This window comes from Pedobacter terrae, assembly GCF_900100705.1.
Lineage (GTDB): Bacteria > Bacteroidota > Bacteroidia > Sphingobacteriales > Sphingobacteriaceae > Pedobacter > Pedobacter terrae.
The window spans coordinates 30,098-56,207 of the sequence record NZ_FNCH01000025.1 but is presented as its reverse complement, the minus strand read 5'-3'; the positions used below and the strand labels follow the sequence as shown (position 1 = coordinate 56,207).

Below are 26,110 nucleotides of genomic sequence, written 5' to 3'. Positions count from 1 at the left end.
TTCTAATTAATGTTGAGGTAAACTTTTAGTTGAAAAACATTAGTTTGTTTCTTCAATAGTAAAAGATTGCTGGCACTTGATCTTAAACCTGTCCTTACAATCAATGTCTGCCGTTCCGCCTTTTATTGCACTGTAATTGCTAGGATTTATTATCTCCAGTGAGTCATTCTTGTTAATCTGAAGTTCATTGAACTTAATAAGGAGTTTTTTTAATTCCTGATTTTTCATAAAATTTGATTTTGAATTTTGCTACTTCTTTTATAGAGGTTTCACATGCCCTCTTATATACTGGCCATATATATCTAGTTTGCTCTTGAGCGCTCTTCATTGGCGCCCAAGTTTTTTACTTTAAAGTCCTTGTCCGTGAACTTATATTTCAAGGAGAATCTTATTCTGCTGAAGTCATAGTAGTTATTAAATTGCTGTCGGACATTATTGTTGAGCATGACCATCCTTGGGCTATTACTTTTAAAGACATCGTTTGCAGTTAAAGTAAATTGAAATCGCTTTGATTTCGTCAAGTATTTTAAACCTAGATCAAACTGAGAGTACGCACCTGAACTGGTTAAATCTAGCTTTTCGGGTAGTTGTAGCCAATAATTGGCATCCATGGAGAGACGATTTGATTTTGATAATTTAATTGTGTTAAAAGTGGATACATATGCGCCATATCCTTTTAGTTTTGGAAGTGCACTTCGGATAATTCCTGTTGAATTATTATAGTATACGTTAGCTGTATTATAGGATTCCCACACGCCCAGGCTAAATGTGTATGATTCCTGTATGCCGATCTGAGAACTATTATAGTAATTCTGTACAGAAGTGATCTGGAGTGGGTTGTCGGGGGTCAGAATGGATATTTGACCATATCCTCCGGTCGTTCTTGAAAAATAGACTGAAGAGCTTAAATTTTGGTTCAAGGTGTGTACGAATTCTAAATTGTCAATAAAAGAGGGTTGTAAAAATGGATTTCCCTCTGAGTATGAATATTGGTTGTTATACCACTTGAATGGGTTAAGGTACGAGTAAGCAGGTCGACTAATACGTCTGCCGAAACTAGCGGAAAATGTATGAATATCATTCATTTCATACATCGCATATATTGTTGGGAAAAGCTTTCCGTAATTATTTGTTGTAATTTGTTGACTAACTATTGATTCCCCTTGGGTTGAGGTAAACTCAGATCGCAAACCAGCTTTAAGTTCTAATTTGCCTATTTTTTTCTTGAGACTTAAGTATAGTCCGAGTGTTTTTTCTGAATAGAGGAAACTATCACGCTGGATGGTTGTCAATGCATTGTTCGCATTATTAATATCTGATCCTTTTGCTCCAAAGATTAACTCAAATGGTTTCAAGGGGAGTTCAAAGCCCAGTTCGGAAACAAACACACGATAATTCTGATCAGAGAGATTGTTTCCAGAAATTTTAGTATTGTTACCATTGCTACGAATAGTTTCGGTTATGAAGTTTCTATCCTTATCGGAGTTTACTGAAAAATAATCAGCATTAATAAACCATCTTTTACCAAGGGAATCTATCTTTCGCTCGTATCGAAAGTTAACAGTGTTGTACAGATTCTTTGAGCGGCTATTTGCCTGAGTTGAAAGCGTTGAATCTATAACACGATTATTATTTTTTATATTGGTATTCCCAGTTTCACTAATACCTGGCCGCGAGACACTTAATGAGTATTGAGCAGCGAAGGTTGACTTACCTTCCTTGTATTCCAGGCCCATATTAAAGTTTATGCTTCGTAACTTATCTGTTCTTGAGTTTTCGAGTTCCCAGGAATTCTGAGGATAAAAGGTAGTGTTTTTTTCAGTGGGAGCGGTGGAACCAAGGGAGCTAAATCCTGATAGTTGAATTGAAATTTTCTCTTTATTAAACCCAAGGTTAATTGCACTACTACCTAAAGATCGACCTGAACTAGTCAATGCATAAGAATTGGTTAGGTTACCTAACAAACGCTTCCCAGGATTTTTTTTTAGTACGATATTTAATATGCCGCTATTGCCCTCTGCATCAAAATTTGCAGGCGGATTAGTAATAACTTCTATTTTTTGGATATTGCCAGCGTCTATCGTTTTTAGATAATCATTTAAATCACTTCCTGACATGTAAGACAAGCGGTCATTGATCATCACTTTCACTGTTGATTTGCCAACCATTGAAATTCCTTTATCATCCACCCGAACTCCAGGAGCAAGTTTTATTGCGTCAACTGCATCACCTCCAGCAGTTAGGATCGAGTTTTCGATATTAAAAACCATTCTATCTACCTTTCTTTCAAATACTGGTTTTTTAGATGATACAGTTACCTCCTGTAGATCTTCTGAGAACTCAATAAGTTCAATAACGCCAAGATCCAGGCTTTCATTTTTTACTTCTAAATTCTTTTTTACGGTCTGAAATCCTACCGAAAAGATTTCGATCCGATATCGGCCAGTAGACCGGGGAAAAAGAGTAAATTTTCCATGCTCGTCAGTTTTAATTCCTGTAATGTATTTGCCAGAAGAATCCGCGAGCATAACAGAGGCATTAGACATCAGGCTTCCTTTTGCACGAATAGATCCACTAATCGAGATTTGGGCATAAAGAAAAGATGTCGAAAAGCCCAAGAGGATGCTGAATAAAAATTTGATCATCAAAAATGTTTTATTAAGTTGTCAGTCTATTTCAAGGTAACCATTAGTAATGCATAGAGGCTGGATACCATGGTTTTAAGGTTTACACATTATCTAGGGCAGTGCTAGATCTTATTGACTAAAGTATTCTAAAGACCTAGACCAATTAAATAATTTATGTATTAATGATTTGGTATTATATTAAAATAATATATCTGAGGAAATACTTTAATGCCCTCGGAATAACCATGTCAACCCAAAATATTAGATTCAGTTTATAATATCAGAAAGGATGAGATTGGTGCCCGCGCTTAATAGAACAAAGCGGGAAAAGAAATTGATAAATGGAATACCATGTTAGGATCCAATTTGCTGTTAATTGATGCATTGGATCCATAAGTAAATTGAAGCCGCTTTTCAATGTTTTTCAATCCACTGCTTAACGTATTGCTTACTAAACGGCCTTTAGCTAGATTTTTCGATTCAATTTCAATCCTTTTTCCCTTAACCCTTGCACTAATAGAGGCAGGATATACAGGATTTCCAAGATCGCCATGCTTAAAAATATTTTCAGTTAATGTGAGCAATACTAATGGCAAAAATTTTGCTTTTTCGAGGTCTTTTGAAAATGAGCTTTTTATATTGAGCTTATGATTTGCCCTTAACTGATAGATACTAATCAGTTTTTCGGACTGAAGTATTTCATTCCAAAACGGTATAAATTCAGATACTTCATCCAGATCTACGGCAAATCGCATCATATCAGATAATGCTAGTATAGCGTTTGCTGCATTTGACTCTTCCTCTAAGTTATGGTAAACATAATCAAGGGTGTTAAACAGGAAGTGAGGTTTAATTTGTGCCTTTAAGAAAGCATTCTGAGCACGAGATAGTGCTTTTTCCATCTTTTCTACTTTGATAATCTCTTCATAACGTCTTTTCTCCTGTAGCTCAGTATTTTTTCTCGCTTTAATAAACTGTTTTAGAAAATAATATCCTGTAGAAAATCCCAAGAAGTAGAAGCACCTGTACAGCACCCTAAGTATATATTCCTTATTAAAGTTGAGGCTGACATTATTTGCTAGTAAACCGTTTTTAGTCAACCAAATATCTGCTAAATAACCTGTAAGAATAAAGTATATAATTCCCGGTATGATTAGTACTGGAACTTTCCAAATTGACTTATTAAGATCAGTAAATGCGTTAGGGAGTGCAATACCACCACAGAAATAAAAAAAAGAAATGTTAATAAGGTAATGCAAGATATACACTAATGGATTTGCGAATGAACCGAGCACAAGTCCAGTAAGCACTGTTTCATAAAATATAAATATGATCCAAATTAATATATGAATCGACATCTCAGCTGTCCATTTCACAAGAATGTTTTTCATCAATTCTAGGTATTCTATATAAGTGGATTTTGTTTCAGTATAACTTTTTTTCTTAAGCGTACGGTTAGCAATAGTTTCAGGAAAAAAAAGATATGACCAGTCCTAAAAAAAAGCTAACAGCACAAACCATTTTTATTTTCAGTTCCAAAAAAAAAGAATATTTCTACGATACGGTACTTACTGAACCAACAAATGTCACCTTGACCATTTCCTATATTTCGATTTTGAAGATTAAAAAATTGTTTCGCATGATTAACCTCTCTTATTTGACTTTATCAGGTTCTTTGAAATAAAATCATCAAAACTTTTTTTGTAATAATTACCCACCGAGATCTTAAGTCCATTATCCATTCGAATTATATTTCCTTCAATGTTATCTATTCTAGATTTATTCACAATGAAGCTTCGCTGGAAACGGACAAGATCCGGTACCTGGTTGAGTTGTAAGTCTAGTTCTGTTAATGACATGTAGGTTTCTACGCTACCCTGGCACGTATGAATTTGGACATAGTTTAAATTGCTTTCAATGGCAATGATTTCGTTGAAAAAAACTTTGACTATTTTCATGTTATTTGCTTTACTCGTTCGCACAAAAAAAAAGCGCCTATTTTCGCTTGATTTTTCAAGTTGCTTGGGTTCGATGAAAAGCCTGTTAATCACCTGCATAAATTTAGCAAAATTATATGGTTTTAGAATATAGCCGTCTGCTTCTACTTCAAAAGCGTCGAACCCATATTTGGTATGTGATGTCGTAAAAACGAGTTTCGAAGTTTTCTTGCGAATAGCCTTTGATAATTCAATTCCGGAAATTTCAGGCATATCAACATCCATAAGTATGAGGTCCACAGATGGCCCCTCAAGTATATCTGTTAGTGCTTTCAACGGATCAGTATATGAACCGGTAATTTCAAAGTTTGGTAATCTTGAAATATAGTTTTCTAAATATTCAACAGCATGAAGTTCATCATCAATTATTACACACTTATACATAGCTAGACTTAAGTTTTTATTGTAACATAATGGCACTAAAGATATTTTACCTGAGAGCGTTTTTTGTATTCTGAAAGAATGGTTTTTTCAATATGTCTTTCTCCTAAAAAGTACTACATCAATTCAACTGCCAATTTTTTTTCACAATATTCATTAAATAATTCAATTATGAAACTATTTTTAAAATTTTTATTTATGCAGATATTAGTATCAACTTTTGCCAGTGGTCAAAGCCTTATATGTGATAATAAAAATACAGCAGACTTTGATTTTAAGCTGGACACTTCTTCCAAATACTTAACACACAAATTTATTGGAAGTCCTTCCCGAAACAGTATCAATGATAGTCAAAAAGACATTGAATTTCGCCTTTATCTTTTTCACGGTAGGCAGAACCGGAATGTCTATATATATCAGATTCAATCCGATCAGGATACGACACGTGTGTCAAAAGAATTCTTTAAAAATATTCACCTAAATTCTTCAACACCAAATTATTCCATCAGCGGTAGGTCTGCGAAATATAAAAAAACAGAAAATTCAATATTAATAAACCCTTGCAATGTGATTGAGAAGTTACGTCTAAATAAGGTATTTACGTATGATGGAATAAAACAAGCACATTCAACAAAGCACAAAATGATTGAACAGCAAGGTAATTGTTTAATTGAGGTCAAGTTGGGTAAAAAATATAGAGCTTTTAACTTTAATTATCACCATCTACAAGGATTTTTAAACGATTTCGAGGACAACGTAAATGATTTGATCTCTTTTATGGATGACTTACTGATGAGATGATGAGACTAATTCCAAATAAATCAGAGGCTTTAAATACGATCTAAATAGTAAATGGTCAAGAATAATAAATGAGGAGCATAGAATCGTATATATAGCTACAGAAGATATTATTTATATAGAATCCCTAAAAGGCCATTATTGATTATTGTAAATTATTTTTATTACTTAACTAATGTGATTTTTAGAGGTTTTTGTTTGAATATCAATACATTAATTATTTTGTGTTATAAATATTCGTCATTTTGACAGAAGACGAGAACCGAAGGCGCGAAGCAAAATCTTTAACTTTATTCTAAAGTACAGTCAAAGATTTCTCTCCCAAAGCTTCTGGACTAGGCTCTAGTCGAAAAAAACGAACTAATTATGCAAGTTACAGATCGGTTAAGCTCCATACGCAGGTTAGTTATAAACGAAAGTGCCTTTTTCGCTCTCAATAGTTACCTGTTTCTGATCGCCTTTTTCTACGCGGCCGATGATTTTGGCATCGATATTAAAACTTTTAGAAATTTCGATTAGGCTATCTGCAATTTCCTTTGGTACATAAAGCTCCATTCTGTGTCCCATGTTAAATACTTTGTACATTTCCTTCCAATCGGTACCCGATTGTTCCTGGATCAGCTTAAATAATGGTGGAACAGGGAATAAATCATCTTTTATGACATGGATATCATCGTTGATGAAGTGAAGTACTTTGGTTTGCGCACCACCGCTGCAATGTACGATACCATTAATCTGACTGCGGTGTTTCTCCAAAATCTGTTTAATTACCGGCGCATAGGTACGGGTAGGAGAAAGTACCAGTTTGCCCACGGTTATTTTACCGTGACCTTCAATTTCAATTTCATCTGTCAGTTTTTTGCCACCAGAGAAAACCAGGTCGAATGGCACGGCCGGATCAAAACTTTCAGGATAAGTATTGGCTATAGATTTTTCGAAAACATCATGACGGGCAGAAGTTAAGCCGTTTGAACCCATACCGCCGTTATATTCGGTTTCGTAAGTAGCTTGCCCCGAAGAGGCTAACGCCACAATGACGTCGCCCGGTTTAATGTTATCGTTACTAATGATTTCCTCACGCTTTAAGCGACAGGTGACTGTAGAATCGACGATGATTGTACGAACCAAATCGCCCACATCGGCTGTCTCACCACCTGTGGAGTAAATGGTAATGCCTTGCTCTCGTAAATCGGCCAGGATTTCTTCTGTGCCATTAATTACAGCAGCAATTACTTCACCAGGAATAAGATTTTTATTGCGGCCAATGGTTGATGACAAGAGGATGTTATCGGTAGCACCAACGCAGATCAGGTCGTCAATATTCATGATAATGGCATCTTGCGCAATACCTTTCCAAACCGAAATATCGCCGGTTTCTTTCCAATAAACATAAGCTAAAGATGATTTGGTGCCGGCACCGTCAGCATGCATAATATTACAGCAGGCCTCATCACCGCCTAAAATATCGGGAATGATTTTGCAGAATGCTTTTGGGAAAATTCCTTTATCGATGTTTTTGATGGCATTGTGCACATCTTCTTTTGAGGCAGAAACGCCACGTTGATTGTACCTGTTATCACTCATGTTGCCGCAAAGATAGTTTTTTAAGGTGGAAGGTAAAAGGGGAGAAGATAGAAAGTCTGAAGTCCGGAGTCAGAAGTCCAAAGTCTGTTGCAAAATAAATAATCAGAAGAGGTTTTGTAAGTGAACGTTCGTTTTCTACGGCGGCTAGCAGCCCCGAATTTCCTCCCGTCGATTTAATTTATCGGATAGGAAAATACTTAATGGATAAAACGGCATCCGTACATCCGATACCTATCGGATCGGGCTTAGGTTACCAAGTTTGTTTCTTTGTGGCGGGTTTTTTCCTTGCACTGTCTATTGTTAAATAAACCTGATCCGAAGGCTATCGGATGAATGGATGCTGTGAGAGATGGATTTTGAGACGAGGAAAGCTCTACAGCAGGAAGGAAAGCAGGACTAGCTTTGCCGATGCGCAGGGGTATTGCTTTCCAGAAAACCTTTTGCCATTTATAATTATGCGTTTTAGATCCTGAAACACCCGTCCGAATGGCCTGGCTGAAGTTCAGGATGACGATATGCAGGGGGATGCTATGAGAGATGAATTTTAAGAGGAAGAAAACTTTATAGCAGAAAGGAAAGCAGGACTATCTTAACTGAGAAGCAGTGGTTAATGCAAACCAGAAAAAAAGATAGCTGAGCACATATCAAACTTTTCGACCATTCGTTATCAGGACATGAGGACTATTAATTTTTATCATTTCCTAAATCTTTAACCACATTAAGGATTTAACGACATATAAGTTGATGGGTATATGTATAGCGATCTTTGTAAGATTGCTTCATCGTTCCTCTTCGCAATGACGAATTTTATGAAACGAAAAAGGGCGTAAAGTTAAACCTTACGCCCTATACCTTAAACCCTACGGCTTAAAATCTATTTCATGAATAATAATTCTCTGAATTTTGGTAAAGGCCAAACGCTATCGTCTACAATTTGTTCTAATTTATCGGCATGGTAGCGGATGGTATCGAAGTAAGATTTAACTTTCTCATCGTAAGCAATCGCTTTTTCGCGGGTGTCTTCGATTTTGTTGGTTACTTTACGTTCTTCTAACATCGCATCGATATTGGTTTTAACGATATCTAAGTGTTCAGATAATTTTTTAACGATATCGATAGAAACTTTACTGTTTACACCAATTTCTTTTAATCCTTTTACGTTTTCGATCAAAGAGTTTTGGTAAGCAATTGCAGCAGGAATGATCGCCGTGTTGGCTACTTCGCCCATTACACGTGCTTCGATCTGTAATTTTTTGTAGAAGTTTTCTAACATGATTTCATGACGGGCATGAATTTCACGTGAGCTGTAAATACCTGTTGTAGCAAATAAATCAGCCGATTTTTCAGTTAAGTAAGCATCTAAAGCTTTTGGTGTAGTTTTAATGTTTGATAAACCGCGTGTTGCAGCCTCATCTTCCCACTCCTGGCTATAACCATTACCTTCGAAACGGATTGATTTAGATTCTTTGATGTATTTTTTGATCACCGTTAATAAAGCGATGTCTTTTTTATCACCTTTCTTAATTAATTTATCAACCTCAGCTTTGAATTTAATTAATTGCTCGGCCATAATCGCATTTAAGATGGTCATTGGCGCAGAAGAGTTTGCAGAAGAACCTACAGCTCTTAACTCAAATTTGTTACCGGTAAAAGCGAAAGGAGAAGTACGGTTACGATCGGTATTATCTAATAAAATCTGAGGGATTTTAGGGATACCTAACCAAAGTGCATTATCTTCTTTGATTTTTTTGCTGATACGTGAGTGCTCAATTTCATCTAATACGTCGTTCAATTGAGAACCCAAAAAGATAGAGATAATTGCAGGTGGCGCCTCGTTAGCACCTAAACGGTGATCGTTACTTACTGATGCAATACTCGCACGTAATAAATCTGCATGCTCGCTAACTGCTTTAATGGTGTTCACAAAGAAAGCAAGGAACATTAAGTTATTTTTTGGCGTTTTACCCGGAGCCAATAGGTTTTTACCGGTATCGGTAATTAACGACCAGTTGTTGTGTTTACCTGATCCATTGATACCTGCGTATGGTTTTTCGTGTAATAAAACGCGGAAATGGTGACGACGGGCAACTTTTTCCATCAAATCCATCAACAATTGATTGTGATCGATTGCTAAGTTGATTTCTTCATAAATTGGAGCACATTCGAATTGAGAAGGTGCAACCTCATTATGACGGGTTTTTAAAGGAATACCTAATTTTAGGGCCTCGTTTTCGAAATCTACCATGTAGCTGAATACGCGCTCAGGAATAGAACCGAAATAGTGATCTTCTAATTGCTGACCTTTAGCAGACATGTGTCCGAATAAAGCACGGCCGGTTAACAATAAATCCGGGCGCGCGTTAAATAACGACTCATCAACCAGGAAATATTCTTGCTCAATACCTAAAGAAGCATTTACTTTAGTAATGCTTTTATCAAAGTACTGGCAAACATCAACAGCCGCTTTATCTAATGCCGCTAATGCTTTTAATAATGGTGCTTTATAATCTAATGCTTCTCCTGTATAAGATACAAAAACGGTTGGGATGCAAAGGGTTTTACCTGCTTTGCTTTCCATAATGAATGCTGGAGATGAAGGATCCCAGGCAGTATAACCACGCGCTTCGAAAGTATTACGGATACCACCGTTAGGGAAACTCGATGCATCTGGTTCTTGCTGAACTAAAGCGCTACCAGAAAATTTCTCAATTGCACCTTCACCGCTCGGCTCAAAAAACGAATCGTGTTTCTCAGCTGTAGTACCGGTTAAAGGCTGGAACCAGTGTGTATAATGGGTTGCTCCAGCAGCCATTGCCCATGATTTCATGGCCGTAGCAATCTGGTTAGCGTCATCAGCGTTAATTAACTCACCTTGGTTGATCGATGAAATTAATTTCTCATATACGTCTTTAGATAAGAAATCTCTCATTTTTTTCTTATCAAATACATTAGCGCCAAAAAAGTCAGAAATTTTAGCAGAAGGAGATTTAACTTCAGGCGAAATTCTGTTTTGAGCCTCTTTTAATGCGATGGTTCTTAAGCTTTTCATTAATTCGTTATGTTTTTTGTCAAAAATAGTATATTTTATTAATTCTGGTGAAGTAATCGTAAAATTTAAATCAATTTTATTGAAAATGAAATAAAAAAATGGTTTTCGGCTGAGAAATTTCATTTTTTGCAACAAAAATGGATTTTTTGAATATTTTATGGAATTGAGGATTTAGCTGCATCATGGTATAAAAATAAAAGCTATGTTCAACTCTTCAATTAACGTATACAAGACCGAGTGGCTCGATCTTGTATTTGCAGACCGCAACAAAAACTATGGCGCTTATGATCTAAGGTCTAAATCTTCGTCAATTATGACAAGGGTACTCCTTGTATCGGGTAGTTTGTTTGTAATCGCCTGTTTTTCCCCTTTAATTTATAACAAATTAGTGCCTAAGGAAAACGTGGTTGTCGAAAAAGCGAAGGTTATTGATTTAACTAATGTGATTCACCAAATGAAACCAAAAACGCCAGAGCCGGAGAAAAAGGTTGAACCTGCAAAAGCTGAACCGGTTAAAGTAAAAACAATTGCGTTACCATCGCAGGTAGTTGTGGTCAATAAAGTAGATCTTCCAGATCCGCCAACTATTAAAGAAATTGAAAATTCGGTGATCAGCGATAAAACGCAAGATGGTATTGTTGCGCCTAATGCAACGATTTCGGATATTAAAGGTAATGGCGATGGAACCGGAACAGCTAAAGAAGGTACTGGAACAGCGGAAGATAAAGAGATCTATTTAGGTGCTGATGAATATCCTGAGTTTAATGGTGGTGCCAAGGCATGGTCTAAATATATGGAGCGTAACTTAAGGTATCCTTCCAGAGCACAGGATGAAGGTGCATCAGGTAAGGTGTACGTGAGTTTTGTAGTAGAAAAAGATGGGTCGATTACCGATGTCTCTGTAATAAAAGGGATCGGTTTTGGCTGCGATGAAGAAGCCATGAAAGTAATTAAAAAATCGCCACTATGGAAACCTGGAAAAAATAAAGGTGTTCCTGTACGGGTGAGGTATAATATGGCTATTAATTTTCAGATTTCTAATTAAATTTACAATCTAACCCCATGAAAAAGAGCACTATAATTTGGTTGATTCTGTGTTTGCTGTCGGTACACCTAAATGCCAAACCTTTATTAATCACTGATCATATTAAAGCGGAAAGCATTAAACAAGCCAATGCCGATATTAAAAATGGTAAACTCAAACTCCTGATTCAGGGAGGGATTGTGGCTACCCGTGTTAAAGGACAGGAACGATTTGAGCGAAAATATGGTGTGGTGTATTTTGATTTGGGCTGTGTAGGACCTTCAGACATCAGGATTGAAGATTATAATAAAGTAGTCGCCTCTTTTATGGACAAGAAATATGGGAAAGCCTGGAGAAAAGAAGTGAGAAAGGATGTGCGGGGGATTTAGAGGATGGATGATGTAGGATGGGAAAGGGATGATGGTTATCTTTCCATCTTATCTATATCATCTTACATCTTTAACTATTAACACTCTTGTTTTGAGGTAGATGTAGATGAACGGTTTGGGCGGTGCTCAGGCCGTTTTTTTGTTTCGTTTCCCTGCCTAGATAATTGTGGAATAGAAGTGTGTTAGCATGATAGATTTTGGAAAGCAAATACAGTGCTTTTCAGTTCCGATTGTCCCGCCCTTTGTTTCAAATCCTCGCCCTCGTACCGCTGGCTCCGGGTTTTCCACTTCGGTCGGGTTTAGGTGGCAGGGCCGGTAATGCTGTTAAAGGTTTAAGGCGGGTGCAGAAAGAGGCAGTATGTAGATGAACAGGCTTTGGTTTAATAAACCCGACAGAGCGGTTAGCCCGCAGTGAAGTGTAACAGAACGAGGACTATAAGCGATGGCGGGTGTACAGCAGCTATGAAAAACAGAACGCTCATTTCCTGATAAAGAAATCAATTAGCATAATAAAAAAAAACGTCATTTCCACTCAAGCTTACCGGTTTAAGTAGCTGTTATTATTTATCATGGTATGCTTGCTTGTTTCAGGTTTCATCGGTTGTGAAATGCCCGCCTGTGCGGACAGGCCTGCCCGTACAGGCGGGGAGAAATCTATCTCGACTCCGTTGCACTCCGCTCGAGATGATGAAGGTGTTTAAACAAAAAATGGATGATGGTTTTAATTCCATCATCCATCTAAATTAGTTATAGAGAGTTGTCAACTTGCTTGCTATTATGCTATTAAAATTGACAACGCTGTAAGTTCTGTAAATATTATCCTTGGTTTTCAATCCACTTGCGGGCGTTTACAAAGGCTTCCATCCATGGCGAAACTTCATCTTTTCTGCCTGCCGGATAATTTGCCCAGTGCCATTGGAACAATGAACGTTCAATGTGCGGCATCATTACCAGGTGGCGTCCGGTTTCATCGCATAACATGGCGGTGTTGTAATCAGAACCGTTTGGACTGGCCGGATAGGTTTCATAAGCGTATTTGGCAACAATTTTATATTGATCTTCTGCGTACGGTAAAGAGAATCTACCTTCGCCATGCGATACCCATACCCCTAAAGTGCTGCCGGCAAGGCTTGATAACATGACCGAATTATTTTCCTGTAAAGTTAACGAAGTGAAAATACTTTCGTGTTTGCCACTTTTGTTATGCAACATTTTCGGTTTATCTGTATGGTCTTTATTAATTAAGCCCAATTCAACAAATAACTGACAGCCGTTACAAATCCCTACAGATAAAGTATCAGGGCGGGCAAAGAATTTTTCCAAAGCAATTCTTGCCTTCTCATTATATAAAAATGCACCTGCCCAGCCTTTTGCCGATCCTAAAACATCAGAGTTGGAGAAACCACCCACTGCACCAATAAACTGGATATCTTCTAAAGTTTCTCTGCCGGTAATTAAATCGGTCATGTGTACATCTTTCACATCAAAACCGGCCAGATACATCGCATTTGCCAGTTCGCGCTCAGAATTACTTCCTTTTTCGCGAATGATGGCTGCTTTTGGCCTTTGTTTGGTTTCGTCTATTACTGGTTTTTTACCATCAAAAGTTAGCGGGAAACTATAATTTAAAACGTGGTTTTTATAATTGTCGTAACGCGCTTTGGCTAAACCATTTCCGGTTTGTCTGCTATCTAATAAGTATGAGGTTTTAAACCAAACATCGCGCAAGCGATCGATATCAAAACTAAAGCTGTCAGCCGCATTTTTAACTTCAAGTGTTGGTGATGTATTTACACTACCAATTTTATGGTAAGTAACACCATTTTCAGTCAATGTGGCTTCAACAGCAGCATCGGCCTGGAAAACAACAGCAATATTCTCAGCAAAAAGCAATTTAATGCTATCCTGCTCTGCTAACGCCGATAAATCTATTTGTGCGCCTAAATCGCGGTCGGCAAAACACATTTCCAGTAGCGTTGTAATTAAACCGCCGCTACCTATATCGTGTCCGGCCTGGATTTGGCCTCCTTTGATTAATTGTTGTAAAGTGTTAAATGCATTTTTAAACTGATCTGCATGTTTAATATCAGGTGTTTCGGTACCTACCTTGTTTAAAATCTGTGCGAAAGATGAACCACCTAATTTATAGCTATCGTTAGACAGGTTGATGTAGTAAATCGCACCGCCTTCTTTTTGCAATACGGGTTCAACCACTTTGGTGATGTCGTCGCAGTTGGCACCTGCAGAAATAATTACTGTTCCGGGCGCAATCACATCGCCGTTGGCATATTTCTGTTTCATGGATAAGGAATCTTTCCCGGTTGGGATGTTGATACCTAAATCTATTGCAAAATCAGAACAAGCTTTTACTGCTGAATATAATCTGGCATCTTCACCTTCGTTTTTACAGGCCCACATCCAGTTGGCAGAAAGCGAAACGCTTTTTAAGCCATCTTTTAAAGGTGCCCAAACGATGTTCGAAAGTGATTCGGCGATGGCATTGCGGCTACCTGCAGCCGGATCAATCAGCGCTGAGATCGGAGCGTGTCCAACTGAAGTGGCAATCCCTTCTTTACCCTGAAAATCTAAAGCCATTACACCACAGTTGTTTAACGGCAATTGTAACGGACCAGCGCATTGTTGTTTCGCTACACGGCCACCCACACAACGGTCAACCTTGTTGGTTAACCAATCTTTGGAAGCTACCGCTTCTAACTGAAGTACTTGTTCTAAATAAGTGTTTAATTGGGCAGCATCATAATTAAGTGCGCTATATTTACGATCTATCGTGCTATCTTCCATTACAACTTTGGGCGAGCTGCCAAACATGTCGGCCAGCTCAAAATCCATTGGTTTTAAGCCGGTAGTGGCTGATTTAAAGGTGAAACGGTGATCGCCGGTAACTTTACCAACGGTATACATTGGTGAACGCTCGCGGTCAGCAATTTTTTGTAAGGTTTCGATATGCTCGTTGCCGATTACCAATCCCATTCTTTCCTGCGATTCGTTACCAATAATTTCTTTTGCCGAAAGGGTAGGATCGCCAACTGGCAGTTTATCCAGGTCGATTAAACCACCGGTTTCCTCAACCAGTTCTGATAAACAGTTTAAGTGACCACCTGCACCGTGATCGTGGATAGAGATGATCGGATTGTGATCGCTTTCTACCATACCACGAACGGCGTTTGCGGCGCGTTTTTGCATTTCCGGGTTCGATCTTTGGATGGCGTTTAATTCAATGCCGCTTCCGTGCTGACCGGTATCAGCAGACGAAACTGCTGCGCCACCCATGCCAATTCTATAATTTTCACCACCTAAAATTACGATATTATCGCCTTCCTGTGGTTTAAGTTTTTGCGCCTGGCTGGCTTTGCCGTAACCAATACCACCCGCAAGCATAATTACTTTATCAAAACCCAGTGTACGGTTATCTTCTTCGTGTTCGAAAGTTAAAACCGAACCGGTAATGAGTGGCTGGCCAAATTTATTTCCAAAATCGGTAGCGCCGTTTGATGCTTTGATCAGGATATCCATTGGGGTTTGGTACAACCACTGTCTTTCTTCAACACCTTGTTCCCATGGGCGGTTATCTTCCAAACGCGAAAGTGCGGTCATGTAAACTGCCGTTCCGGCTAGAGGTAAAGAACCCTGCCCACCAGCCAAACGATCTCTGATTTCGCCACCTGAACCTGTTGCAGCACCATTAAAAGGCTCAACGGTAGTTGGGAAGTTGTGTGTTTCCGCTTTTAAAGAGATTACGGAGTCGAAATCGCTCAAAGCATAAAAATCAGGCTGGTCGGCACGTTTAGGTGCAAATTGCTGCACTTTAGGTCCTTTAATAAAAGCAACGTTATCTTTATATGCCGAAACAATATCGTTAGGGTGTTCTTCTGAAGTTTTGCGGATCAGTTTAAATAAAGAGGTAGGCTGCTCTACACCATCAATTACAAATTTTCCGTTAAAGATTTTGTGGCGGCAATGTTCTGAATTCACCTGCGAGAAGCCGAAAACTTCTGAATCCGTTAATGGCCTTTCTAATTTTTGCGCTAAAGTGTTTAAATAATTAACTTCTTCATCGCTTAAAGACAGTCCTTCTTGTTTATTGTAAGCAGCAATATCATTAATTTCTAAAATTGGCTCAGGTTTGATGTTGATGGTGTAAATGTTCTGATCAATCTTATCGTATTTTTGAGAAAGCATCGGATCGTAATCAGCGAAGGTTTCGTTAACCTGCTTAAATTCTTCAATCCTGATAATGCCCTGCATGTCCATATTCTGCGTAATTTCTACTGCATTGGTACTCCATGGGGTAATCATAGCTGCGCGCGGACCTACAAAGAAGCCTTTTAAAGCTGTTTCTTGTGAGATTTTGGCGCCGCCAAATAACCATTCGAGTTTGGTAATATCAGTTGTAGAAAGCGCTTTGTCTGTTTGTAGAACAAAAACTGTTTGCGATTGCCCTTCGGCAGGCTCAGGATGACTAGAGAAGAAATGAATCATGCTTTTTTTTTGAAGTCGCAAATTTAGCGTTAAAAATTTAAAAAGCTTATCGTAGGGAGCAATATAATTATGCTTTTATTACTTTTGACATAAATGTAACCCATAGATCGTCAATTCGAGCGGAGTGCAGCGAAGTCGAGAAATCTATAAAGGCAGATCTCTCCCCGCCTGTACGGGCAGGCATTCCACTGCGTTCCAGTCGAGATGACGGTTTTTTATTAAAGACTGTCAATCGTAGTGTAATTGCAATACAAAATTTATAAAATCAAATCTATGTTCAATAAAATCCACCACATTGCCATTATCTGCTCGGATTACCAAAAATCCAAAGATTTTTACGTGAATAGATTGGGCTTTACCGTACTTGCTGAAGTATACCGTGCAGAACGGAAATCGTACAAACTGGATCTGGCGGTGAATGGTGTATATCAGATCGAACTTTTTTCTTTTGAAAATCCGCCAGCAAGGCCATCGCGACCAGAGGCACAGGGTTTGCGCCATTTGGCCTTTGAGGTAACGGATATTGAGCAGGAAATTAAGCGATTAAATGAACAGGGAATTGTGACCGAACCGATCCGCATTGATAAATTTACCGATAAGCGTTTTACTTTTTTTGCAGACCCGGATGGTTTACCTTTAGAATTGTACGAGGTTTAGCATGAGTATTTTTAAATTCAAGCAGTTTGAGGTCGATCAGACAGGTTGCGCCATGAAGATTAATACCGATGGGGTTTTAATTGGGGCTATGGCAAATCAACATGCGCCTAAAAATATATTGGATATCGGAACGGGTACCGGAGTAATTGCATTGATGTTGGCGCAACGTTTTCCTGAATCACATATATATGCGGTGGAGATAGACGGGCAGGCAGCAGAAACAGCAGGAAGAAATTTCCAGTTGTCAGTTTTTAGTGAGCGGTTAAGTATTAACCATATCGCAATTGAACAATACAACCCAGCTACGCAATTTGATCTGATTGTTTCCAATCCACCTTTTTTTGTGAATGATCTTAAAAATGAAGAAGTACGAAAAGGCATTGCCCGGCATGCAGGTGAAGATTTTTTTGGGTTGTTAATTGAAAAATCAAACTCACTTTTGGCTGATGAGGGGCAAATCTGGCTTGTTTTACCGGTTAAACAGGCTGATGAAGTAATTGCAATCGCATCTCAATATCATTTATCTATAGCGGAACGGATCAATTTGCATTCCGATGAAAATAAGCCAACTTTTAGGCAGATCATCTGTTTAGGGAAAAATAAAACGATATTAAAAGAAAGTGACTTCTACCTATATGAAGATTTGAAGGTGCATACGCCTGAATATAAAATATTGCTTAAAGATTTCTTTTTGGCGTACTAATAAAATAGAATTTACACGTTTTCTGATATAATCTCATTATCATTTGTAATTTAGGAGGTGTAATCTCATCTAATTTAAATGAAAAGTATCCTAAATGCGTTCTTGCTCTGCCTCCTGGCAATATCTTCACTTGCTCAATCAAAAAAACAAAAAACCGGAGATCCTTTAGCGGGAATCGATACTTTGCTAAACAGGATCCTGAAAGATCAGCAGGTGGCTGGTTTTGCGGTAGCCGTGGTAAAAGGCGATCAGATAATTTATAGTAAAGGCTTTGGTTACCGAGATGTCGAAAGCAAAAAACCGGTTACACCGAATACGCTTTTTGCTATTGGTTCGAGCACTAAATCATTTACTTCTGCACTTATTGGTTTACAGCAAAAAGAAGGGAATCTGTCATTTGATGGTATTGCTACTTCCTATTTGCCACAGTTAAAGTTTTATAATGATAACATGAACAACCAGATTACCGTTCGCGATATGATGTGTCACCGCACCGGTTTATCACGTTACGATTTATCCTGGTTCGTGTTTAATACTTCCAACCGCGATAGTATTATACAAAGGGTGCGTTATATGGAGCCAACTGCTCCTGTACGCGCGAAATGGCAATACAATAATTTTATGTTTTTGGCACAGGGCATGATAGTTGAAAAACTGACCGGTAAAACCTGGGAGCAAAACATTAAAGAAAAGTTTTTTAATCCCTTGGAGATGAGCCGTTCCAATACCAGTATTTTGGAATTCGAAAAGGATAATGATGCTTCGTTACCCTATACTATAAATGATAAAGGTGCTATTGAAAAGATTGATTATTACAATATAGACGGAATGGGACCGGCTGGTAGCATCAATAGCAGTGCGAACGATATGACGCACTGGTTAAAAGTGTGGATTAACGGGGGGACTTATAAAGGAAAAGAGATTTTACCTGCGTCTTATATAAGAGAGGCTGCGAGCTCGCAGATGGTAATAAGCGGTGGTTTACCCGAAGCGGATAAGGATATTTACCTGTCTAACTATGGTTTTGGCTGGATGATCAGTTCTTACCGTGGGCACTATATGGTAGAACATGGTGGCAATATCAATGGCTTTTCGGCAAGTGTATCCTTTTTTCCTACAGATAAAATAGGTATTGTGGTTTTAACCAATCAAAATACTTCCAATGTTCCTAAAATTGTTTACAGCAGCATTGCCGATAGGCTATTGGAACTGAAAAATATTGACTGGAACGGCCGGGCTACCAAAGCTAAAGCGGAAGCGAAAGAGCGGGAGAAGGCAGCAAAAAAGACAACTGAAAGCACCCAAGCTTTACATACGAAACCTTCACATCCTTTAAAAGATTACGATGGGCTGTTTGATCATCCTGCCTATGGTTTGATCAATGTGTCATTTAAAAATGATTCGCTATTTGCCATGATGGGAAAAGAGAAACTTTTGCTCAGGCATTATCATTATGATGTATTCAGCATCAGTAGCATAGATAAAAAGGGAAAGATTGATACGGCAGAAAGCGATCTGCGTTTTAATTTTATCAGCGGACAGGACGGTAAAATTGAAGGAATTAGCCTTCTGCTCGAGCAGGGCATAAAACCGGCCATTTTTACATACAAACCAAAAACGGTTGAATTGAGTGCTGAAACGTTAGAAAGTTATATCGGTAGTTACGGCGATAAGGGAATGACCAAGGTGTATTTAAAAGGCAAAACATTATTTGTTTCAGTCCCCGGTCAGCCAGAATACGAAACCATTTCAGTAGGAAACGATGTTTTTAATTTTAAAAATTTAAAAGGCTTTAGTTTAAAATTCGAGAAGAAAGAAGGTGTACCAAAAGCTTTGTCTGTTTCATTTATACAGCCTAACGGAACATTTAGGCAGGTTAGGCAAAACTAAAACCAGAGGTGATCAGCCTGGTCATCCGGCATCATTAGAATTTCTACACATTGGTATATCCTTAAAGTAAAACATCTTTTAACAGCTGTTTTAAATGGACAGAAAATAATTAACCCGTAATTAATTTGTAAGGCGTAATGCATATTAACTTTACATCGTGAAAAAAATAGGATTAATTTCAGATACGCATGGGTTTTTAGATGATGCGGTTTTTAAGCATTTTGAAAGTGTGGACGAAATCTGGCATGCCGGTGATTTTGGTCAGGATGTAGCTGCGCCGCTGGCGGCTTTTAAACCTTTGCGTGGGGTATTCGGAAATATTGATGATGCAGCGATCAGAAATGAATTTCCGGAGAAAAATCGATTTAGCTGCGAAAGCGTAGATGTATGGATGACGCATATCGGCGGATATCCGGATAAATACTCATCTTATGTAAAACCTGAAATATACACTAACCCTCCAAAGTTATTCATCACCGGGCATTCGCACATTTTAAAGGTAATGTTTGATGAAAAGATAAAATGTTTGCATATAAACCCTGGTGCGGCGGGAAAACACGGTTGGCATAAAGTGCGAACCTTGATTAGATTTTGTATTACTGACGAAAATATTCATACCTTAGAGGTCATAGAGTTATCGGGTAGATAATGTAAAATATACACTAAGTATGGTTTGTGGCGTTAAAACACTAGGACAATTTATTATAGAAAAACAGGCAGATTTTCCTTATGCCAAAGGCGAGCTTTCGAGGCTGCTGCGCGATATTGGGATTGCTGCCAAAATTGTTAACCGCGAAATTAACAAAGCCGGTCTGGTTGATATCCTTGGTGATATGGGAACCACTAATATTCAGGGCGAAGAACAGAAAAAACTGGATGTTTATGCTGATAAACAATTTATTGCAGCCTTAACCAGCGGAGGTGAATGTTGCATCGTAGCTACGGAAGAAGAAGATGAAATTATCCATATTGATTCGCCAGTTTCGCAAAATGCAAGATATATCGTGTGTATCGATCCTTTGGATGGATCGTCGAATACCGATGTAAATGTTGCCGTGGGTACTATTTTTTCTATTTACAGAAGGAAATCGCTCGAGGGTAGGGCCAGTTTAACTGATGTGCTGCAAAAAGGTACTGAACAGGTGGCTGCTGGCTATGTTATTTATGGTTCTTCTACCATGCTGGTTTATACCACCGGAAAAGGGGTTAATGGTTTCACGCTCGATCCATCTATTGGTGAGTTTTGCCTTTCGCACCCACAGATGAAAATACCGGAAAACGGGTATATGTACTCTGTAAACGAGGGTAACTATGTGCATTTCCCGGATGGGGTAAAAAAATACATTAAATATTGCCAGGTAGAAGATGAAGCCACAAAACGTCCGTATACTTCACGTTATATCGGCTCTATGGTGGGCGATATCCATCGCAATTTAATTAAAGGTGGGATTTATATTTACCCCACCACTTCACGTTCGCCAAATGGAAAACTGAGGTTGTTGTATGAATGTAACCCAATGGCTTTTATTATTGAGCAGGCTGGGGGTAAGGCCAGTACCGGTTTCGAACGTATATTGGATATTAATCCAACAGAATTACATCAAAGGGTTCCAGTTTTTATCGGATCAAAAAATATGGTCGAAAAAGCTGAAGAAATGATGTTGTTATATACGGAAAAATCAATCGCTATTGAAAATGATATAGAAGCTAAACTCGAAGATTTAAATGTAATCGGCGGTTTGGATTAAAGCAAGCTTGCCTTATTTCTTTCTGCTTCAAAAAAACTATCTATAGCTAAGTTTGCCTTGTCTTGAGAAGCAAATACGGCTAACCGGTCGCAACGTTCATTTTCTGGATGAGCGTTGTGGCCTTTAATCCAAACGAATTTTACTTTATGCAGCTTATATAGCTCAAGGAATCTCAACCACAAGTCTTTGTTTTTCTTATCCTTAAAACCTTTGCTTACCCAGCCGAAAACCCATTTCTTCTCCACGGCATCTACCACGTATTTCGAATCTGAATAAACGGTTACCTCTTGGTTTAAGCTTTTTAATGCTTCTAATCCTTTTATTACAGCCAATAGTTCCATGCGGTTATTGGTAGTCATCCTAAAGCCGCCACTTAACTCCTTATAGTGTTGCCCTGCTCTTAATATGGTACCCCAACCACCTGGTCCGGGGTTTCCGCTAGCTGCTCCGTCTGTATAAATTTCGATCATAAACGTGGTAAAGTTATGTTTTTAGGTTTAAAACTGTCTATTTTATCTGTTGCTGAAATTTTTTTTCAAATTCAAATAATTGAATGTTAAGGAATTAAAAATTTGTTGTAAAAACATTGAAAAAAATATTTGCAGGGAATGTTAAAAGTCGTACTTTTGTGACATCAAAAAAACACGGTGGCTGTAGCTCAGTTGGTTAGAGTATTGGTTTGTGGTGCCGAGGGTCGTGGGTTCGAGCCCCATCAGCCACCCGTAAGCCCTTTAAGATATCTTAAAGGGCTTTTTTATTTTTAGGCGATTTTCAAATCGTCGAATAGAGCCAATAAAGAATGTTTTTTGGTTCGAGCCCCATATGGGTACCTTTACAGGGCAAAGGATTTTTAAAGATCTTTTGCCCTTTTTTATTTACTTCTAATTTATTTTTTATCAGGTAGATAAGTTGAAATTTTTGGATCACCAAAGCGGTTCGATGTTGTAGGCTCTCAAAATCGAATTTTTCGGGGAACATCGAACCAATCAGCCTTCTCTTATCATTAATGGCCGATTTGGTGAAAATTGGGGTAGTTAGGCCAAGTTCCTGCAGATAAATCAGGCTTTTGTTGGCCTGGTTCAACCGATAAAGCGGCAAGGTATCTTCATCGCCCACGAGTATATTTGTATAGGATCCTTCAAAACCCAGAAGCCCGGTTAGCCTTCCGTTTTTAAGATCTGAAACATTTTCCCGGGTCACCAGCTCTGAAAACCACGCGCCGTCAACCTCTATACGGGAGTTGTCCGCCAGAAAAATATGCTGGTCCAGCATTTCCCTGACCTTCGCCCGGTGTGCTTCGCCTTCAGCCGGGCATGAATCGCGTCCAACTGAAGCGCTGTCGAATTGCTGAAGTTCATCAGCAAATTGAGGCCATCCTTAGGTAGAAAAGCAGTAGATGTGCCACCGTCATCAATAATGCGCAAAATGCCGTGCCTGAACAGATAAAGGGTATTGGTAATCCCAAGCAGCTCGATCACTGGTTCCAGGATATCCAGACGTATCACCAGTTCATCATTGGTCAGCAAAGCGGTCAGCAGGCGGGAAAGCTCGTGCTGCTTTTCAAAAGCCTCCAGTTCAGGTGCCTGTTGTCCAAAAAAACCTATGCTGAGCTGGTGAGCTCATTTTTGGCGCAGGAGCGTTTGCGTAATGAAATCCTGGCGCTGTTACATGCGCTTTCGGGAAGGGGGGCCTTGTCTTCAACAGTGGTTGACCCTCTGGGCGGTTTGCAGCGAGAGTTCAAATGGACGGGGGAGGATATTCACCTGATTGAGCTGGTAAATGGTATCCATTTAACGGGACAGGTCAATAGTGGCAGTATCGGTATTGTGGAATTGTTCAAGGTGGTGGGTACGTTTTTCGGAGTGAACCATCGAGTGTCCAAACGCGGCTTTGATGATCTGAAGGCGAGGAAAACGATCAGTAGGACGGCTTTTTTGGACATTATGAGGTTAGCGGTGCTGAAGAAAATGGATGATGATGATGCTTTTGATCCGGGGAAGGCAGCGCGCAGAAATGGGTTTTGAATTTTTCCGACTGTCCAAGCTACTGACTGGAATTGGCCACCGTACAGAATGCGGGGCTGGATCGTAAAATCCATTGAGCAATAAATGAAAAACGGGAGCACATCCCAAGATTGCTTCCCGTTTAATCTAAATTAACACGTAGATCGATTAAATAGGGCTGATCAAAATGTCGGTCGGCAATTAATCGAATAGGACCCAATCAATCAAAGCAATATATAAAGAGGCTAATAAAACAAAGTGTGAAGTGTTTGCACTACTACCTTCGGTTCAAACCCGACATAAGCTTGTCTGCTAACATGAAGTTTATCTGTAACCTCTTTCGACTCACTTGACGAGGTATTCTTAGATTCCTTATAACCTGACCGACTTGAAATATCAAATTTGCTTTGGTAATATTTAAGTGAGATAAGCTTAGCTAAAAGTATATATGTGAAAAAAATCTCATCGATAGTCGTATTTAAGGGATGATTTAATTTTTTGAAAGGTTCAACTGTATTCTGTTAAATTTTTAACAAACAATAACTTCTTGATTACTAATTTAGATGAGAACAGTTGAAGATATCTTAAAACTCAGCCAGCTCTTTCTTGGTCGATAATAATTCTGAATCTATTTTATCTAAAATCACGGATGGTTGTTCTCCATCAAATTTCCTTGCAAATAGGTATCGGCTTCTTTTTATAAGCTTCATAGCATTTTTTTCAAGAACTCTAGGATGCATGTAAGGGGAATCCCACTTAATTAAATGAAGATTTCTATTCACTAAATTTTCCTTCACAAACTCATCGTCACAATTTAAAAGCAATGTTTGAAAAAAGCTTTCATCAGGAACGTCGACTGCCTTGTAATATGTTATGAAATCGGGATTGAATTCTAAAAATTCGAAGATTATTCCAAGTACTTGAAATGGAAGCGAAAACCACTGGGAACCACAGTAAATTTCTATTTGTTCAGTGATTATTTCAAAACATGGAAATCTCAGTTTGCCTCCATAAACCCATTTATCATAGGGTATTTTATTATAATTTAGGAAGATACTGTTATTATTGAACTCTAGATAAGAACGTATATATTTATTATTTTTAATCGGATAATCCTGACCGCTTAGCAATATGATCCTCGTAGTCATGGTCAACCCTGTATGTACGTAATGGAAGCAGGTCAATGTTGCCTCTACAATTGCAAAACTACCCCAACTTGTCATCGAACGTTTGGGTATGAAATGTACCCTAAGTAGATCTCTTTCGGTAAAGATTTCAATGAAGTTCTTAATGTCTGAGTAAAAATCAATGTGAATCACAAAAAACGTCTTTTCACACGATAAAGCTCTCACAAGTCTTAATAACTGTTTCGGGTTTTTATGCGCTAAAATGATATATGTTATATGCATTCTCGTTTAGTTAATTATTTTTGACCTATAGTTCAATCTCAATATTGGTTATGAATATACATGTATCAAATTAATATAATTTTGTGTATATTTTGTAATTCAGAGATTCATAAATATTTTCCTCTTTGGTTATCACCATGAGAAGGTTAAGATAATTAATATTTCGTATCCCGTTGCTGTGTCTTTTAATAAAGAAAACCCAGATAACCTCGCGAATTTTAGTAAAAGAATTACAGATATTTTACTAATTAAAAATGTGTTTAACCCAGTTGCATTTTTTTTCTTTCGTGATGCCCATTATATTATTATATTGCTGTGGATATTAACCGTAAAAATAATCACATTTATAGCGATTTAACATTGGGGTATTCAAATCTAATAGGTTGTTCCTATTTTTTCAAGAATTGACTAAACTTCATGAACAAATTCCATCTGTGACCAACTCTATTGTTGTTCAAGAGGATGCGATTGTTATTTTCAATTCTAATTCTTTGGGCCAAAGACGAATGTATCAACGTGGTTTTATACACGCGTTTTCTTATTTACGTTTTGAGAAACAACATAAGGAATTTTTGCCAGCTATTTACCCCCCCCCCCGAAAAACCTGTAATCATCGGTGACTATATCCGAAAAAAAAAGATAGATATGAGGCTGTTAAAGAAAGAGGTAGCAAGGGTTATCGATGTAACGGAAGATTTTGTATTACTCGTTGGGAGAAGAAGGATTCTGTTCAGCAGATTAAATAGTTTCCACAAATCCCCAAATTTTTAGGCTATTGTCCGGTTGAATTTGGCGAGATAACATTTGCTGGACAATTGAAGGCTTACAGATGCTGCAACGGTCTTGATAACAAAAACTGGCTAATCTGCTTACTATGCTGACAGGCCAAAGTACCCAGCAGGACATACATGATAAACTAATCGAAAAAGCAAAGCTAACGACTACGGACCTATCGGCCAGTGAGATCTCCTACAGCTTAGGCTTTGAGCACCCGCAATCCTTTAGCAAGTTATTCAAGACTAAATTAGGATGCTCTCCATTACAATTCAAAGTTTCGTTTAATTAAATAGTGACTTATATTCTTATAGAAAAATACCGTTTTTCAAAAAAAATATTTGGCTGATTAATTAAATTGAAATTGGATATTTTTACCTCAAATTACAATACTGTATGGAGTCCGAATAATCAACGATTATCAAAGAGGCTTACAAAGCATTTAATGCAAGAGACATCGATAGTGTTTTTAAACTTATGGATATCAACATACATTGGCCAAAGGCTTTTGAGACTGGATATGTAATTGGTAATGATGCTGTCAGAGAATGGTAGACGCAGCAATGGGGTGAAATTG

20 protein-coding genes, 1 tRNA gene and 1 pseudogene are annotated in these 26,110 nt (G+C 38.2%); 12 read left to right on the top strand and 10 right to left on the bottom strand.

Annotated features, from left to right (window positions below; translation table 11 throughout):
- Positions 1-39: 39 nt before the first annotated feature.
- The 4 genes from BLR60_RS21895 to BLR60_RS21880 all read right to left on the bottom strand — a co-directional run bounded on the left by BLR60_RS21895 (position 40) and on the right by BLR60_RS21880 (position 5,008).
- Positions 40-228 carry a hypothetical protein gene (locus BLR60_RS21895; protein WP_090503814.1) on the bottom strand — a complete coding sequence of 63 codons (189 nt, stop codon included), beginning with the start codon at positions 226-228 and terminating at the stop codon, positions 40-42.
- A gap of 74 nt (positions 229-302) precedes the next feature.
- The gene (locus BLR60_RS21890; protein WP_090503811.1) at positions 303-2,645 is read right to left on the bottom strand and encodes an outer membrane beta-barrel family protein; all 2,343 of its coding nucleotides are present in this window, start codon (positions 2,643-2,645) and stop codon (positions 303-305) included.
- A 290-nt stretch (positions 2,646-2,935) separates the two neighbouring features.
- Positions 2,936-4,018: a sensor histidine kinase gene (locus BLR60_RS21885; RefSeq protein WP_090503808.1), complete on the bottom strand. Its 1,083-nt coding sequence runs from the start codon at positions 4,016-4,018 to the stop codon at positions 2,936-2,938.
- Between the two features lie 252 nt (positions 4,019-4,270).
- Entirely contained in the window at positions 4,271-5,008 is a 738-nt protein-coding gene (locus BLR60_RS21880) for a LytR/AlgR family response regulator transcription factor (protein ID WP_090503806.1), read from the bottom strand.
- A gap of 168 nt (positions 5,009-5,176) precedes the next feature.
- Here BLR60_RS21880 and BLR60_RS21875 point away from each other — a divergent pair, with 168 nt between their 5' ends.
- Both BLR60_RS21875 and BLR60_RS25500 read left to right on the top strand, forming a co-directional pair.
- Positions 5,177-5,806 carry a hypothetical protein gene (locus BLR60_RS21875; protein WP_090503803.1) on the top strand — a complete coding sequence of 210 codons (630 nt, stop codon included), beginning with the start codon at positions 5,177-5,179 and terminating at the stop codon, positions 5,804-5,806.
- A 19-nt stretch (positions 5,807-5,825) separates the two neighbouring features.
- Positions 5,826-5,948 carry a type II toxin-antitoxin system YoeB family toxin gene (locus tag BLR60_RS25500; RefSeq protein WP_090503843.1) on the top strand — a complete coding sequence of 41 codons (123 nt, stop codon included), beginning with the start codon at positions 5,826-5,828 and terminating at the stop codon, positions 5,946-5,948.
- Positions 5,949-6,205: 257 nt separating this feature from the next.
- Here BLR60_RS25500 and BLR60_RS21865 read toward each other — a convergent pair whose 3' ends face one another.
- Entirely contained in the window at positions 6,206-7,387 is a 1,182-nt protein-coding gene (locus BLR60_RS21865) for an AIR synthase related protein (protein ID WP_090503800.1), read from the bottom strand.
- Positions 7,388-8,261: 874 nt separating this feature from the next.
- Complete coding sequence (locus tag BLR60_RS21860; RefSeq protein ID WP_090503840.1) at positions 8,262-10,436, bottom strand: glutamine synthetase III family protein; 2,175 nt, start codon at positions 10,434-10,436, stop codon at positions 8,262-8,264.
- A 202-nt stretch (positions 10,437-10,638) separates the two neighbouring features.
- Between BLR60_RS21860 and BLR60_RS21855 the strand changes: the two genes are divergently transcribed.
- Positions 10,639-11,481 carry an energy transducer TonB gene (locus tag BLR60_RS21855; protein ID WP_090503797.1) on the top strand — a complete coding sequence of 281 codons (843 nt, stop codon included), beginning with the start codon at positions 10,639-10,641 and terminating at the stop codon, positions 11,479-11,481.
- Positions 11,482-11,498: 17 nt separating this feature from the next.
- Entirely contained in the window at positions 11,499-11,849 is a 351-nt protein-coding gene (locus tag BLR60_RS21850) for an FEKKY domain-containing protein (protein ID WP_090503795.1), read from the top strand.
- An 816-nt stretch (positions 11,850-12,665) separates the two neighbouring features.
- Here the strand turns inward: BLR60_RS21850 and purL are convergent.
- Positions 12,666-16,349, bottom strand: a complete 3,684-nt coding sequence (gene purL, locus BLR60_RS21845; protein ID WP_090503793.1) for a phosphoribosylformylglycinamidine synthase — start codon at positions 16,347-16,349, stop codon at positions 12,666-12,668.
- Positions 16,350-16,622: 273 nt separating this feature from the next.
- Here purL and gloA2 point away from each other — a divergent pair, with 273 nt between their 5' ends.
- From gloA2 to fbp, 5 genes are all read left to right on the top strand, one after another.
- Entirely contained in the window at positions 16,623-17,006 is a 384-nt protein-coding gene (gloA2, locus tag BLR60_RS21840; protein ID WP_090503791.1) for an SMU1112c/YaeR family gloxylase I-like metalloprotein, read from the top strand.
- 1 nt (position 17,007) lies between these two features.
- Positions 17,008-17,709 (top strand): tRNA1(Val) (adenine(37)-N6)-methyltransferase, encoded by a 702-nt coding sequence (locus BLR60_RS21835; RefSeq protein WP_090503788.1) that lies wholly within the window; start codon positions 17,008-17,010, stop codon positions 17,707-17,709.
- A gap of 78 nt (positions 17,710-17,787) precedes the next feature.
- Positions 17,788-19,599 carry a serine hydrolase gene (locus BLR60_RS21830; protein ID WP_090503785.1) on the top strand — a complete coding sequence of 604 codons (1,812 nt, stop codon included), beginning with the start codon at positions 17,788-17,790 and terminating at the stop codon, positions 19,597-19,599.
- 157 nt (positions 19,600-19,756) lie between these two features.
- Positions 19,757-20,248 carry a metallophosphoesterase family protein gene (locus BLR60_RS21825; RefSeq protein WP_090503782.1) on the top strand — a complete coding sequence of 164 codons (492 nt, stop codon included), beginning with the start codon at positions 19,757-19,759 and terminating at the stop codon, positions 20,246-20,248.
- Between the two features lie 19 nt (positions 20,249-20,267).
- On the top strand, positions 20,268-21,347 hold the full coding sequence (fbp, locus tag BLR60_RS21820; protein WP_090503779.1) for a class 1 fructose-bisphosphatase: 1,080 nt from the start codon (positions 20,268-20,270) through the stop codon (positions 21,345-21,347).
- Here fbp and rnhA read toward each other — a convergent pair.
- Positions 21,344-21,817 carry a ribonuclease HI gene (gene rnhA, locus BLR60_RS21815; protein WP_090503777.1) on the bottom strand — a complete coding sequence of 158 codons (474 nt, stop codon included), beginning with the start codon at positions 21,815-21,817 and terminating at the stop codon, positions 21,344-21,346. The genes fbp and rnhA overlap by 4 nt on opposite strands.
- 177 nt (positions 21,818-21,994) lie before the next feature.
- Here rnhA and BLR60_RS21810 point away from each other — a divergent pair.
- Positions 21,995-22,068 (top strand) — tRNA-His (locus BLR60_RS21810).
- A 50-nt stretch (positions 22,069-22,118) separates the two neighbouring features.
- On the opposite strand, the gene BLR60_RS21805 is transcribed toward BLR60_RS21810, so the two are convergent.
- Positions 22,119-22,619 carry a hypothetical protein gene (locus BLR60_RS21805; RefSeq protein ID WP_090503774.1) on the bottom strand — a complete coding sequence of 167 codons (501 nt, stop codon included), beginning with the start codon at positions 22,617-22,619 and terminating at the stop codon, positions 22,119-22,121.
- A gap of 158 nt (positions 22,620-22,777) precedes the next feature.
- On the opposite strand from BLR60_RS21805, the gene BLR60_RS21800 reads away from it, so the two are divergent.
- Positions 22,778-23,371 (top strand): RteC domain-containing protein, encoded by a 594-nt coding sequence (locus BLR60_RS21800; protein ID WP_167354801.1) that lies wholly within the window; start codon positions 22,778-22,780, stop codon positions 23,369-23,371.
- Positions 23,372-23,934: 563 nt separating this feature from the next.
- Here the strand turns inward: BLR60_RS21800 and BLR60_RS21795 are convergent.
- Positions 23,935-24,759: a beta-1,6-N-acetylglucosaminyltransferase gene (locus tag BLR60_RS21795; protein ID WP_090503769.1), complete on the bottom strand. Its 825-nt coding sequence runs from the start codon at positions 24,757-24,759 to the stop codon at positions 23,935-23,937.
- An 856-nt stretch (positions 24,760-25,615) separates the two neighbouring features.
- On the opposite strand from BLR60_RS21795, the pseudogene BLR60_RS21790 reads away from it, so the two are divergent.
- Positions 25,616-25,825, top strand: a pseudogene (locus tag BLR60_RS21790) (helix-turn-helix domain-containing protein); the annotation flags it as partial.
- Positions 25,826-26,110: the final 285 nt, after the last annotated feature.

Bases quoted from the DNA above. Each gene is read 5' to 3' on its own strand.
- BLR60_RS21895 (WP_090503814.1), bottom strand. From the start codon at position 228: ATGAAAAATCAGGAATTAAAAAAACTCCTTATTAAGTTCAATGAACTT.
- BLR60_RS21890 (WP_090503811.1), bottom strand. From the start codon at position 2,645: ATGATCAAATTTTTATTCAGCATCCTCTTGGGCTTTTCGACATCTTTT.
- BLR60_RS21885 (WP_090503808.1), bottom strand. From the start codon at position 4,018: ATGAAAAACATTCTTGTGAAATGGACAGCTGAGATGTCGATTCATATA.
- BLR60_RS21880 (WP_090503806.1), bottom strand. From the start codon at position 5,008: ATGTATAAGTGTGTAATAATTGATGATGAACTTCATGCTGTTGAATAT.
- BLR60_RS21875 (WP_090503803.1), top strand. From the start codon at position 5,177: ATGAAACTATTTTTAAAATTTTTATTTATGCAGATATTAGTATCAACT.
- BLR60_RS21865 (WP_090503800.1), bottom strand. From the start codon at position 7,387: ATGAGTGATAACAGGTACAATCAACGTGGCGTTTCTGCCTCAAAAGAA.
- BLR60_RS21860 (WP_090503840.1), bottom strand. From the start codon at position 10,436: ATGAAAAGCTTAAGAACCATCGCATTAAAAGAGGCTCAAAACAGAATT.
- BLR60_RS21855 (WP_090503797.1), top strand. From the start codon at position 10,639: ATGTTCAACTCTTCAATTAACGTATACAAGACCGAGTGGCTCGATCTT.
- BLR60_RS21850 (WP_090503795.1), top strand. From the start codon at position 11,499: ATGAAAAAGAGCACTATAATTTGGTTGATTCTGTGTTTGCTGTCGGTA.
- purL (WP_090503793.1), bottom strand. From the start codon at position 16,349: ATGATTCATTTCTTCTCTAGTCATCCTGAGCCTGCCGAAGGGCAATCG.
- gloA2 (WP_090503791.1), top strand. From the start codon at position 16,623: ATGTTCAATAAAATCCACCACATTGCCATTATCTGCTCGGATTACCAA.
- BLR60_RS21835 (WP_090503788.1), top strand. From the start codon at position 17,008: ATGAGTATTTTTAAATTCAAGCAGTTTGAGGTCGATCAGACAGGTTGC.
- BLR60_RS21830 (WP_090503785.1), top strand. From the start codon at position 17,788: ATGAAAAGTATCCTAAATGCGTTCTTGCTCTGCCTCCTGGCAATATCT.
- fbp (WP_090503779.1), top strand. From the start codon at position 20,268: ATGGTTTGTGGCGTTAAAACACTAGGACAATTTATTATAGAAAAACAG.
- rnhA (WP_090503777.1), bottom strand. From the start codon at position 21,817: ATGATCGAAATTTATACAGACGGAGCAGCTAGCGGAAACCCCGGACCA.
- BLR60_RS21805 (WP_090503774.1), bottom strand. From the start codon at position 22,619: ATGCTGGACCAGCATATTTTTCTGGCGGACAACTCCCGTATAGAGGTT.
- BLR60_RS21795 (WP_090503769.1), bottom strand. From the start codon at position 24,759: ATGCATATAACATATATCATTTTAGCGCATAAAAACCCGAAACAGTTA.